We start from the raw sequence: 12,534 nt of genomic DNA on the forward strand, positions 1-12,534 counted from the left end.
TTAGCACGCCAAACAGGACGTTTGGCGAGTTTGTGGTGCGTCGGGAACGCGTCCACAAACGGTGCGTTAAGACCGAGCGACGGCGGAGGGGCGCCGAAGGCCACATTCTGTAGCCAAAGCGTGGGTTGTCAGGGAATTCGCTTTAATTCCCTGACTCGGACGTGGGCACAACAGCTATTTTATTCACCCAAAGCTCAAACGTCCGAAACCACCGCACCTAATCCATTCTATACACCAACAAAAAAGCATCATTTTGATAAAAAAATAAGTCAGGAAAGGTATTGATTTTATTGAAGTTTTTGTTTAGCTCTTTTTAAGAAAAATCAACCGCTTGCATAATTAGCATTAAACACCAACAACTAACAAACCCGTAAAACCAATAAAAGCACACTCAGGATAACTGCATTTAACCGCAAAAAACGGTCAGAAAAAGTGTTGATTTTATTAAATTTTTTGATTTTTAAAATCAACACTAACATCAGCTTAGAACAACCTCCTCATTGCTATCAAACCTCTGATGACTCATTTTCAAGAGTAATATTCGGATCGTTATACACACCCATATCCATAAGGCCAATTTCACGATCGGTTACCACTGCGGCTGTCATAGCGCCAGATACATTAGCTAAAGTTCTTGCCATATCAATAATTGGATCCACGGCTAAAACCATTCCAATTAATGGGAAGTATTCGGCCATCCCCATCCCCGATAAAACAACAGTTGCGGCAACTGTTGCTGTGCCGGGAATGCCGGCGATGCCGATTGAACCAATAACGACCACAATGACAAGCATAATATAAAATTGGATATTTGTTTCAATGCCAACCATATGGGCTACCATCACGGCAAGTAAAGCAGGGAAAAAACCTGCACACCCATTCATTCCCATTGTACTGCCAAGTGAGCCGACTAAATTTGCAGTGCCGGTATTCACTCCCATTCGAATGGTTAACGTTGAGATAGTCATTGGTAATGAGCCAACTGATGAGCGACTAGTAAAGGCTAATAACCATGTTCCTAGCGCTTTTTTTATAAACATAGTTGGTGAAATACCATGAATCGAAACAATGGCAATATGCACAATTAACATAATCAATGTGGCAATATAGATGGCGGCAACAAAGCTTGAGACCTGAATAATGGCCGGTATTCCATTAGAAATAATGGTGCGAGCCAGTAACGCAATGACTGCGTAAGGCATGTATTTAATAACCGTCATCGCAATGGACATAACGATCTTGTAAAGTGCTTCGATAAATGTTTTAAAGAGTGAAATAGGTTGTGGATTCTTCTTTTCCATTCTATTGGCGGCAAGCCCCATTAAGGCAGAGAAGATGACTAATCCAACAATATTTTCATTTACCATTGATGCAATAATATTACTTGGGATTAGATTTACAAAGGTATCAATAATATTGGTGTATTGTTTTGCTTGCGCTTGATGTACAGAGCTTGAGCTTATTTCACCTAAAGAAAATAGATTTGCTAGCAAAATACCGATGATACAAGCAATGGCTGTTGTAAACAGTAACCAAAAAATTCCTCTAAATGCAATTTGAGGTAGATTTTTTTTGCCCGAAAAGTCGATAATCACTTTAACAATCGATACAAAAATAAGTGGTATTACTAGCATTCGGATAAAGGCAATAAATGCTCGACCAAATAGCCCATACCATGTTGCGGTTTCCTGCATCCAGAGGGTTGCCGCATCAGGAAATCCCGCCACAGCTTGAATGCCTAGACCAAGTATAGCACCAAGGATTAGGCCAACTAACATACGAACTGAAAAATTGACTTTTTTATCTTGCAACGGTTTCATCACCGCAAAAAAACAGATGAGAAGTAGTCCAATACCAATGAGGGTTTGATAATGGGTAATTGATAAGAACTTTTCAAAAAAAGTCCCCTGAAAAATGGCATCTGACATAATTAGCCTCTCTTTTGATAATTCAGTTATCTGGTTAACAATCTATGTTTAATTACGTGCTATGTTTAATTACGTGATTTGATGTTTAACTATAAATATATTAATGTTGTTTATTTTGCGATTGAGCCTGCAATATTTAAAATATCCCAAGGTCTGGAAAAAGGTGGCGCGTACAGAAAATCCATCATGGCTAATTCATCAATTTTCAAATTCGCCCATATAGCGGTTGCTAACGTGTTCACTCTTAATACCGCGCCATTCCCCCCCGCTATTTGTCCACCTAAAATCACGCGCGTATCGGCATGATAAATCAGTTTTGCTGTTACACTTGTTTGTCCAGCAACATAATTACTGTGATTTTTATCTTTAACTATGACAGTTTTATAGGGGATTGCGGCTTTTTGGGCTTCGTTTTCAGTTAAACCCGTGCGTCCTGCTTCGATATCAAAAACTTTTAACGCTGAAGTACCAATCGTGCCGGGATATTCGCAATGTCCACCACCTAAATTTTCGCCTACAATTTTACCAAGCTTGTTTGCTCCTGTGGCGAGCGGGATATATACCATTGAATGGCTAACTTTATGGTAAAGCGCGGCGCAATCGCCAGCGGCATAAATATCAGCAATATTGGTTTGCCCTAAGCTGTTAGTGATTATGGCTCCATTTTTAAGTAGGTTGATGCCAAGATCTTTATAGATATCACTGTTTGGTTTTACTCCCGTTGCAATAATAACGATATCAGCAGGATATCGTCCTTTATCAGTAATTACATGGGTGACATTGTGTGATCCCTCAAAGCTAAGAACTCGCTCTTGCAAGTGTAGGTCGCAATGTTGTTTAATATTTTCTTCAATTAGGCTGGTAATTTGTTCATCAAACGCATCGACTAGGATTCTGTCATCTAATTGAATCAATTTGACATTTTTTTGTAAGGCGACCAGCGATTCAGCGATTTCAAGCCCAATATAGCCAGCACCGACAACAATAACATTTTGGGTATTTTTGTTTGATAATACGTGTTTGATTGCTAATCCATCGTGCAGATCACGTAATGTAAAAATGTTTTTTAGCTGATCATTTTTAAAAGCTGGTATGATAGGACTTGCGCCAACCGCCAGTAATAATTTATCGTAGTTGTCATCAAAGCAATGGCCAGTATTATTATCTTTTATGGTTAATTTTTTTTGATTAACATCAATCGTCATTACTTCATGTAACGTTTTAATTTCAATACCATCTTTTTGAAATTGTTCTGGTGTTCGAGATATCATTTCATTGGCATCAGTAAAGTGGTTACCAATGAAATAGGGTAAACCACAAGCGCCAAACGAGACAATATTTGATTTTTCATAAATACGGATGGTTGCCTCTGGGTTCATTCTTTTGGCTTTTGCGGCGGCACTTGCGCCTGCGGCTTGAGCGCCAATGATGATGATTTTCATTTAATTTGCTCCTCAGTGCTCAGATACTCAATTATTAATAATATCCTATCATACGCCATAAATTATAGGAGAGATAGACAGCTATTTAGCATTAATATTTGTGAATTTGAATCATTTGAACATTTACAATCACCAGTCTTGCATAATCTTTTTAAGTCACTTTGCTTCTGTAAAAAATTTTAGGAGACTATGTGTTTGAATATAAGGTGTTTGAGCATAAGTTTTTAAATGTAAGCGGTTGAGTATGATTAATTAGCTCTATGATAAAACTAATCTGTAAGTCGCTCTCATTTAATGCGGGAATATAATAAAACGTTTTTCCTCCTGCATTAAAAAATAGTTCTCGATTTTCTTCATCAATTTCATAAAGGGTTTCAATACAATCTACCGAGAAACCTGGGCAGATGACGTGCACGTTTTTTATGCCTTGCTTGGCTAGCTGTTTTAATACATCACTGGTATTGGGTTCGACCCATTTACCTTTACCAAATTTGGATTGATACGCCATTTGGATTGGTCGATTTATCCCATTTTCTCGACATTTTTCGATTAATAATTGCGTGGTCATTTCACAACGTTCAATATAATCCTCTTTTCGTTTGTGGATATAGCGCTCTGGGATACCATGGTAAGACAGAACGAGCACTTCCGGCTCGCCTTGCTGTTGAAAAGCCTGTTTGATTTGCAAATATAGTGCATTGATATAACTTGGATGATCCGCATAATCACGAATGTAGTTAATGTTTGCAGTGATTTGATTGTGGTTGATGAGTTGGTTAAGTTTATCTAGTACGGCAAGTGTTGTGGTGGTTGAGTATTGCGGAAAGAGGGGCAATACTGTAATTTTGGTACATGAGCTAAGATGATTCAATGCCGATTGCATAGTGGGATCACCATAAGTCATGGCTAATTCGCATTGCACATTGGGTAAACACTGTTGTAACTTGTTACATAATAATTGGCTGTAATGCAATAATGGCGAGTTACCCTCTATCCAGATTTTTTGGTAATGCTTAATAATATAAGGTACGCGTTTAGGGATTATGCGGTACTTTAAAAGCGGATACCAAAGCAGTCTAGGCAGATCAACAACATGCCTATCAAGCAGGAACTCAGTTAAATACTGCGTTATGGCTTCTGGCGTTGCGGCGTTTGGAGTGCCTAGGTTTACAAGTAATAGTCCTTCTTTTGAGGTCACCATTAATCCTTATTTTTAATATATCGGTTGATAATAGCAAGAAGCCGACCTAATGCCCCTTGATTTTGTTTTAATACTTGATAGGCGTGTTCACCCATTTGTTGGCGATTAATTTGACTGTTTAATAATGCATCAATCGTTGAATAAAGTGCATCAGCCGAGCTAGCACAAACTTGCATTCCTTGTGCTGAAATGAGTTGTTCACCAATTACTTTAAAATTAAAAAAATGTTTGCCACTTATGATCGGGATGTGATGCAGTGCTGGCTCTAGTGGGTTATGTCCTCCATGCTCAACTAAGCTCCCCCCAACAAAGGCGATGTTGGCAATGCCATAAAGTTCTATTAGTTCGCCCATTGTGTCGCCCAATATAACTTGGGTTTGTCGCGTTGGGGCATTATTGTGACTGCGGTTGATGTAATTTAGTTTGCGGTCATCAATTAGCTTTTCAACTGTTTTAAAGCGCTCAGGATGGCGGGGAACAATAATTAATAATAAATCAGGATGTTTGAGTAATAACCGTTGAAAGGCCGTTAAAATAATTTCGTCTTCGCCATTATGGGTACTTGCGGCAATAAATACTGGGCGATTTAATGGCCATTGCTGTTTTAGCGTGGCAATTTTTCGCTGTTGTTGTTCGGTTAGCTCAATATCGAATTTAATACTGCCTGTGACGGTTAAGTGATCAGGCGGTAAGCCTAATGACATAAATCGTTCGCCGTCTTGCTTATTTTGTGCGGCAATGGTGCTGATTTTTGATAATAAGTGGCTAATGGCAGAACCGAGTTTGCGGTATCGGTTTGCTGATCGCTCAGATAATCTAGCATTGGCAATAATTAGGGGGATGTTTTTGTTATGGCATTGGCTAATCATGTTAGGCCAAAGTTCGGTTTCCATAATAATCACTAATTTAGGTTGTACTGTTTTTAGAAAACGATGGATTGCACAAGGTAAATCGTAAGGTAAATAAACATGGCTGACACTATCACCAAGTAACGATTTGACTCGTTCAGATCCCGTTGGTGTCATGGTGGTGACAGTGATGGGTAAATGCGGGTATTGTTGCTTAAGTGCTTTGATAAGTGGTATTGCGGCGATGGTTTCGCCTACCGATACCGCATGAACTAAAATGCCGTTGGGCTTGACTTTGTTTTTACAAAAACCATAACGTTCAAGCCAACGTTTGCGATAATTTGGCGCTTTAAGGCTACGCCAAAGTAACCTTAGCCAGACAAAAGGTTGTAGTAAATATAATAAAATAGTATATAAAATTTGCATACTAATTAAATAGTTATATTAAAAAAGTGTTGGCGATAATAAGCCAATTCGGCAATCGAGTCACGAATGTCTTCAAGTGCTTGGTGTGAACTTTGTTTACTGATGCCTTTTAATATTTCGGGCTTCCAGCGTTTGGCTAGTTCTTTAATTGTACTGACATCTAAATAGCGGTAATGAAAATAGCTTTCTAAATTAGGCATATAGTTAAATAAGAAACGTCGATCTTGCCCAATGGTGTTGCCACAAATTGGCGAGCTGTTTTCAGGCACCCATTGTTTTAAGAATTCAATGGTTTGTAATTCGGCTTGTTGTTCGCTGATGGTACTTTGGCGAACACGTTCAATTAGTCCTGATTTGCCATGTGTGTTTTGGTTCCATTCGTCCATTAGTGCTAACTGTTCATCAGATTGGTGAACGGCAATGACAGGTCCTTCAGCAAGGATATTAAGGTCGGAATCGGTGACGATCGTTGCAATTTCAATAATGCGATCAACGGCTGGATCTAGTCCTGTCATTTCAAGATCAATCCAAATTAGATTGTTGCTATTAATTTGTGTTTGTTTGGTCATAATATGTGATAGATAATTTCTTTTTGATACTGAGTAGTGTAGCATAACTGGCAATCTGTTTTAGTAAAAAATGAGTACTATGGCAAAAATTCAATTATCCAATAATCAAAAAAGACGCATGGCAGCTAAACATCAACAACGGCTAGCAACAAAGCAAGATGAAAGCCTATCTAACTTTTCATCACCGCGTGATGGTGTGGTTATCAGTCGTTTTGGTAAATCGGCTGATGTTGAGGATAATATTGGCAATATTTATCGCTGTAGTATTCGACGAACGTTACCTTCGTTAGTCACTGGCGATAAAGTGATGTGGCGTGAAAGTTTAGAGCCTAATACCAATGGTGTGATTGAAGCTGTTCACCCTCGACATTCTGAATTGGTTAGGCCTGATTTTTATGATGGTGTTAAACCTGTTGCGGCAAATGTGGATCAAATTGTGATTATATCGGCTGTATTGCCAGAGTTGTCTCTTAATATTATCGACCGTTATTTGGTGGCTTGTGAAGCAACAGATATTAAACCGATTATTGTTTTAAATAAAATTGATTTATTAAACGATGTCGAGCGAGCAAATGTTGAAAGCCAATTGGCTATTTATACTAAAATTGGTTATCAAGTGTTGTATGTTTCATGCCAGCATCAACAAGGTATTGCTGTATTACAGGATATTTTACAAGGTAAGATTTCTATTTTAGTTGGACAGTCTGGTGTGGGTAAATCAAGTATTATTAATTTGCTGTTACCGCATCAATCACAATCAGCGATGACTGGAGATATTTCAGAAATATCAGGGCTTGGTCAGCATACAACCACATCCTCTAGACTTTATCACTTATCAAACGGTGGTGATATTATTGATTCTCCAGGGATCCGCGAATTCGGATTATGGCACTTAGAACCACAGCAAGTGATTAGTGGTTTTAAAGAATTTGATAATTATTTGGGCGGTTGCCATTTTCGGGATTGTAATCATCTTGACACACCAGGATGTTTACTACAAAAAGCCGTGCAAGATGGTGAAATCGCTCAATCAAGGTTAGATAACTATCATCGAATTTTGCAGACAATGCAAGAAGTTAAGGCAAAAACCAATAAAAGCTATAAGTAGTCGGTTTTGGCGTGTTGTTTGTTGCAATTAAGCTGTATTATGTTCATAAATGATTGCTCACAATAAGTAGGAACCGTGTGACATATAGCTAAACGTATCGCTACTTGATTGTGAGCACTGGCATAATTTATTTTTTATTTACTGCTTTAATTGCAAAACCAATCGCAACATAAGCCCAACCTTGGAAGATGAGGTCGATACCTAGAAACATACCTAATACCCAAAGGCTGTCGTATGGCCATCCTATGATAATCATAAAGCCTAAAATAAGTGTAATAATGGCAGAGGTTAAAATCCATCCCCAGCTTGGTAAATTACGATTATTTAGCGCTGCAAATAACTGAGTAAAACCACTCATCAGTAATAAGAATGAAATAACTAGTGTTAACGCCGATGAAACCGCAACGGGTTGGAAAAATGACATCAAGCCAATCACTATATATAAAATCCCCATTACTGCCCATAAAGCTGATTGACCAAAACTTTTTATGTTAAATGAATGTAATGCTTGAGCAATCCCTGCAATTAATATTAATGAACCAATAAAATAGACAGAAAAGACAGTGGCGATAAACTGATAAGTTAATGCTAAACATCCTAATACAATTAAAATAACACCAATTAAAATAAACCAATTTGATTTTGGTTTTAGGTTTTGTAGCTCGTTTTTGTTAGATATCATGTTATTTTCCTGTTTTTATAAGTTAATTTTGGGTTTTAAATTAAAATTATCTTTAAAACCTATGCGTTTGCTAATAGTGAATAGAAAATAAAAAGAAAGGTCGTGGAGCTTTAATTTATTGCACAGTCATTATTTTTGCTGAAACTTTGACTGTGCAGTTAAATTAGTAAATATGATAAGACTAAATTTAAAATTAATCTTTATCTTTCAGTGCTTCTTCTAATGTTGAATAGAACATGATTTTGTTAGATGTTGGCACTACTTTGGCACGAGCAAGGGTTTTTAATGGTTGAAATTGTAACTCGCAAATCGATAAATCGACATGTTCAGGAAGTTCATCAATAAAATGTATTAAAGCATTGAGTCCGCCTGCATCAAGAATAGGCACGGCATCCCATTGTAATACGATGTGTTTATAACCATTGATTTTTTGATATATTTCTGAAAAAGTACGTTCAGCAGCAGCAAAAAAGAGTGGGCCGTTAATTCGTAATGCAAGGGTTTTATCGTTGCTTTGGTTTAGTTCAACTAAGCGGGTCATTCGAGCAATACGGCGCATAAATAGAATTGATGCCAGCACAATTCCAACAGTAATTGCAATCACCATATCAAATAGTACTGTTAGCGACATGCAAATAAGCATAATTAAAATATCGTCTTTAGGGGCGCATTTGATGATATAAATGACACGTTGAACAGCACTCATGTTCCATGCCACGATAAGTAACAAGGCAGCCATCGCAGATAGAGGAATAAACGATAATGCTGGCGCAAAGCAAATAAGTGCAAGTAATACAACTAATGAATGTAATACAGCAGCAATAGGTGATGTTGCTCCTGCTTTGACATTGGCGGCCGACCTTGCGATAGCCGCTGTTGCTGATATACCACCAAAAAATGGGGCAATGATATTACCTAAACCTTGCCCAATAAGTTCACTATTTGAGTGGTGTTTGGTGTGTGTCATTTCGTCTAATACGACTGCGCACAATAGTGATTCAATTGCACATAACATTGCCATGGTTAGTGAAATGGGTAATAGGGCTGTGAGCATTGACCAATCCCAGTTAAATTCAGTATGAAGCCACGGTAAAGAAAATTCTGGTAGTACGGATGGAATACCGTGCCCTATGGTATTATCAGCCATTGTGTAGGTGAATCGAGAACCAATTGTTTCAATCTGGTAGCCTAATTGATTAAAAATAAACATGACAATCACGCCAGCAATGAGTGCAGGTAGGTGCCCCGGTATTTTTACTTTAAGTTTTGGCCATGCAATTAATACCATTAGTGTGACAAAACCAACAATGGTGTCAGCAATGTTGATAGTTGGTAGGTTTTTTGTTAGTTCAATGACTTTACTAATATAGCTTTCTGGCATATGTTCAAGCGTTAAGCCAAAAAAATCTTTAATTTGCATGGTGGCGATAGTGATGGCAATGCCCGAAGTGAAGCCTAATACAACAGGGAGTGGAATATATTCAATTAATCGACCTAATCGAGCCATGCCCATAAAGATAAGGAATATCCCCGACAATAAGGTGGCAATGAGTAGTCCAGATAATCCGTATTGTAATGAAACAGGATATAAAATAACGACAAATGCAGCCGTTGGGCCAGAAACACTAAAACGTGATCCTCCCGTTAATGCAATCACCAAACCAGCAATAATGGCTGTATATAAGCCATGTTGTGGCGGTACTCCACTGGCAATTGCTAATGCCATTGCTAGCGGAATAGCAATAATACCAACAGTTATGCCGGCTATTAAGTCTTTAATAAAACGAGGAATGCTGTAAGGGGTGTTTATGCATGAGGATACTAATGCACAGCTAATTTTTGTGCCAGAAAGGCCGTATAATTTCATTGTATCTAATCAATTAAAGGAAAGTTGTGTTGAGTGCTTAATAAGATAATCTTTTTTACAAAAAATAAAAGAGTGTTATAAAAATAATCATCTTTTTTTTGAAGTTTTTTATAGGTAGTGTTTTATTGATGCGATGACTTGATAAGTACGGCTTATTTTAATTTTTATGTTAATCTACACTATAAGGTAGTGATGTTGAGCGTATTTTTAATGGTATATTAACATTGTTTATTTCAAGGGGAAAAGCGTATGGTTACGGTTCGTTTTTGCAAATGGTTTACTGTTTTTTTATGTGCGTTTTCTGCTGTAAGTTTTGCTCAACAATCTATAATTGTGGGGTCTAAGACAGCTTATCAATATGATACCGAACAAAAGATTACTCCTGCACCAGTTGGGTATGTGGCGTTTTATATCGATCATGTCGGACGACATGGTTCACGTTATATCAGTAAGTCAAAATCTGAAGATATTGCTTATCAAATTTTGTCAATGGCCGAAAAGCAAGATAAATTAACTAACCTTGGAAAAGATTTATTGAGGCAAATAATTCGTATTAGTGAGTTAAATAAAAATCATTACGGTCAACTTACCGATCTTGGTCGTAAAGATATAGCTTTGATTAGTCAACGAATGCTGAACAATAATCCTACTGTGTTTAACGGAAAGGAAATTGATGTTGTTTCCTCTAGCTCACCAAGAGCCAAAGAAACCGCAGAAATATTCGTTAGTTCTTTCAAATCTAAATATCCTAATATCCATGTCACACAGCAACCCGAAGATCAGCAAACGTTATTGCGTTTTTTTGATTATTCACCAGATTATGATGAATATAAACACAGTAAAATAGTAAAAAATGCCGTGAAATCAGTAGAAAATGCTCCTAAAACGCAACAAATAAGCAAACAGGTTGCAAAAAAGATCTTTGTTGATGATTTTATTCAAAAGCTAGATAGCGGTATTGAAGTTGTCGACAAACCATCTGTAACAACGCGAGATTTCGTGATTGCGATTTACCAATTGTATCAAGAGTTACAAGCATTTTCGCCTCAATTATTAAAGGATAATTATCTTGACCTTAATTCGTATTTTTCGGTTGATGAAAATACTTGGCTTAATACCGTGGTTACAGCTAAAAATTATCTGGAAATTGGTCCTGCTTTTGATGCCAATGGTATCCAAATAAAAATTGCCGCCCCATTGTTGTGGGATATGTTAAACACTGCCGATATTGCAATAGCGAATAATAATATTGATGCTAATTTGCGTTTTGCTCATGCTGAAACTATTTCACCTTTAGCTACTTTACTTGAAATTGAAGGTACATCCACTGTTGCTGAGTCTATTTTTGATTATTATGCCGTTTGGCAAGCAGATAAAATTATTCCTATGGGTGCCAATATTCAATGGATTTTTTATAAAAGCGAACAAGCAAATCAGCCTGTATTAGTTAAAGTATTATTAAACGAGCGTGAAGTGCATCTACCTATAAAATCAGCGCAATACCCTTATTATCGTTGGAGTGATATAAAGCAATTTTATACAGATAAGCTTAATAAATTAGGTTTAAGTTATGTCCCGTCACCCGTGGCAAATTAGGCTGTAATGGAATTAATTGCGATAGATAAAAAGCAATATTTCTAATAGAAATATTGCTTTTTGATAATGGTTAACCTAAAAGCAGAGCATCGTCGGTAACCTTTTCACCGCGTGTTCGTTCAAACATGGCTAAAAGGTCGGTGACAGTTAATTTAGCACGTTCTTCGCCCGATACATCAAGTACTACTTGCCCTTGATGCAACATGACTGTTCGGGTGCCATATTCCAAGGCTTGTTTCATTGAGTGAGTTACCATCATGGTCGTTAATTTGTTTTGTGACACGATTTTATCAGTAAGATCTAAAACAAATTGCGCCGTTTTAGGATCAAGTGCCGCAGTGTGCTCATCTAGAAGTAGTATTTTAGATGGTTGTAAAGTTGACATTAATAAGCTAACAGCTTGCCTTTGCCCACCAGAAAGTAGTCCCATCATGTCGGTTAGTCGATTTTCAAGTCCTAGGTTTAATGTTGCTAGTTTTTCTTTAAATATTGAACGTGCTTTGCGGTTAAGCGCTGAAGATAATGTGAATTTTTTACCACGGTTATAAGCAATAGCAAGGTTTTCTTCAATCGTTAGGTTTTCACAAGTTCCAACCATTGGGTCTTGGAATACTCGAGCAACCATACCCGCGCGTTTCCATGCTGGCCATCGAGTGACATTTTTATCATTGATCATAATACAGCCAGAATCAGTCAGTAAATCACCACTAATTGCGTTAAGTAACGAGCTTTTCCCTGCACCATTACTGCCGATGATTGTGACAAATTCCCCTTCACTGATGTTAAGATTTAACCCTCGTAATACATGATTCTCAATCGGCGTACCTTGATTAAAGGTTAAATGTAATTGTTCTGCTTTAATCATGT

At 37.5% G+C, this 12,534-nt stretch carries 10 protein-coding genes; 2 read left to right on the forward strand and 8 right to left on the reverse strand.

Annotated elements, in window-relative coordinates; translation table 11 throughout:
- Nucleotides 1-506: 506 nt before the first annotated feature.
- From GQ596_RS06865 to orn, 5 genes are all read right to left on the reverse strand, one after another.
- Nucleotides 507-1,928 (reverse strand): cation:dicarboxylate symporter family transporter, encoded by a 1,422-nt coding sequence (locus GQ596_RS06865; protein WP_160400944.1) that lies wholly within the window; start codon nucleotides 1,926-1,928, stop codon nucleotides 507-509.
- A gap of 110 nt (nucleotides 1,929-2,038) precedes the next feature.
- A complete protein-coding gene (locus GQ596_RS06870; protein WP_160400945.1) occupies nucleotides 2,039-3,370 on the reverse strand; it encodes a CoA-disulfide reductase in 1,332 nt (443 codons plus the stop codon).
- A 187-nt stretch (nucleotides 3,371-3,557) separates the two neighbouring features.
- Entirely contained in the window at nucleotides 3,558-4,568 is a 1,011-nt protein-coding gene (gene hemH / locus GQ596_RS06875) for a ferrochelatase (RefSeq protein WP_160400946.1), read from the reverse strand.
- 2 nt (nucleotides 4,569-4,570) lie between these two features.
- Nucleotides 4,571-5,845: a lipid IV(A) 3-deoxy-D-manno-octulosonic acid transferase gene (gene waaA / locus GQ596_RS06880; RefSeq protein ID WP_160400947.1), complete on the reverse strand. Its 1,275-nt coding sequence runs from the start codon at nucleotides 5,843-5,845 to the stop codon at nucleotides 4,571-4,573.
- Between the two features lie 5 nt (nucleotides 5,846-5,850).
- Nucleotides 5,851-6,414 carry an oligoribonuclease gene (gene orn / locus GQ596_RS06885; protein ID WP_202112496.1) on the reverse strand — a complete coding sequence of 188 codons (564 nt, stop codon included), beginning with the start codon at nucleotides 6,412-6,414 and terminating at the stop codon, nucleotides 5,851-5,853.
- 79 nt (nucleotides 6,415-6,493) lie between these two features.
- On the opposite strand from orn, the gene rsgA reads away from it, so the two are divergent.
- Nucleotides 6,494-7,522, forward strand: coding sequence for a small ribosomal subunit biogenesis GTPase RsgA (gene rsgA, locus GQ596_RS06890; RefSeq protein ID WP_160400949.1), 1,029 nt, complete (start codon nucleotides 6,494-6,496; stop codon nucleotides 7,520-7,522).
- 127 nt (nucleotides 7,523-7,649) lie between these two features.
- Here rsgA and GQ596_RS06895 read toward each other — a convergent pair whose 3' ends face one another.
- Together GQ596_RS06895 and dauA are read right to left on the reverse strand one after the other, a co-directional pair.
- Entirely contained in the window at nucleotides 7,650-8,204 is a 555-nt protein-coding gene (locus GQ596_RS06895; RefSeq protein ID WP_160400950.1) for an HdeD family acid-resistance protein, read from the reverse strand.
- A gap of 193 nt (nucleotides 8,205-8,397) precedes the next feature.
- Nucleotides 8,398-10,071 carry a C4-dicarboxylic acid transporter DauA gene (gene dauA, locus GQ596_RS06900; RefSeq protein ID WP_160400951.1) on the reverse strand — a complete coding sequence of 558 codons (1,674 nt, stop codon included), beginning with the start codon at nucleotides 10,069-10,071 and terminating at the stop codon, nucleotides 8,398-8,400.
- A gap of 249 nt (nucleotides 10,072-10,320) precedes the next feature.
- Between dauA and GQ596_RS06905 the strand changes: the two genes are divergently transcribed.
- A complete protein-coding gene (locus tag GQ596_RS06905) occupies nucleotides 10,321-11,667 on the forward strand; it encodes a histidine-type phosphatase (RefSeq protein ID WP_160400952.1) in 1,347 nt (448 codons plus the stop codon).
- Between the two features lie 70 nt (nucleotides 11,668-11,737).
- On the opposite strand, the gene GQ596_RS06910 is transcribed toward GQ596_RS06905, so the two are convergent.
- Nucleotides 11,738-12,532, reverse strand: coding sequence for an ABC transporter ATP-binding protein (locus GQ596_RS06910; protein ID WP_160400953.1), 795 nt, complete (start codon nucleotides 12,530-12,532; stop codon nucleotides 11,738-11,740).
- Between the last annotated feature and the right edge of the window lie 2 nt (nucleotides 12,533-12,534).

Source organism: Gilliamella sp. Pra-s60, from assembly GCF_009795755.1.
Taxonomy (GTDB): domain Bacteria; phylum Pseudomonadota; class Gammaproteobacteria; order Enterobacterales; family Orbaceae; genus Gilliamella.

What these genes read in the sequence shown, in the direction of transcription:
- GQ596_RS06865 (WP_160400944.1), bottom strand. Translation starts at nt 1,928, where the DNA reads ATGTCAGATGCCATTTTTCAGGGGACTTTTTTTGAAAAGTTCTTATCA.
- GQ596_RS06870 (WP_160400945.1), bottom strand. Translation starts at nt 3,370, where the DNA reads ATGAAAATCATCATCATTGGCGCTCAAGCCGCAGGCGCAAGTGCCGCC.
- waaA (WP_160400947.1), bottom strand. Translation starts at nt 5,845, where the DNA reads ATGCAAATTTTATATACTATTTTATTATATTTACTACAACCTTTTGTC.
- orn (WP_202112496.1), bottom strand. Translation starts at nt 6,414, where the DNA reads ATGACCAAACAAACACAAATTAATAGCAACAATCTAATTTGGATTGAT.
- rsgA (WP_160400949.1), top strand. Translation starts at nt 6,494, where the DNA reads ATGGCAAAAATTCAATTATCCAATAATCAAAAAAGACGCATGGCAGCT.
- GQ596_RS06895 (WP_160400950.1), bottom strand. Translation starts at nt 8,204, where the DNA reads ATGATATCTAACAAAAACGAGCTACAAAACCTAAAACCAAAATCAAAT.
- dauA (WP_160400951.1), bottom strand. Translation starts at nt 10,071, where the DNA reads ATGAAATTATACGGCCTTTCTGGCACAAAAATTAGCTGTGCATTAGTA.
- GQ596_RS06905 (WP_160400952.1), top strand. Translation starts at nt 10,321, where the DNA reads ATGGTTACGGTTCGTTTTTGCAAATGGTTTACTGTTTTTTTATGTGCG.
- GQ596_RS06910 (WP_160400953.1), bottom strand. Translation starts at nt 12,532, where the DNA reads ATGATTAAAGCAGAACAATTACATTTAACCTTTAATCAAGGTACGCCG.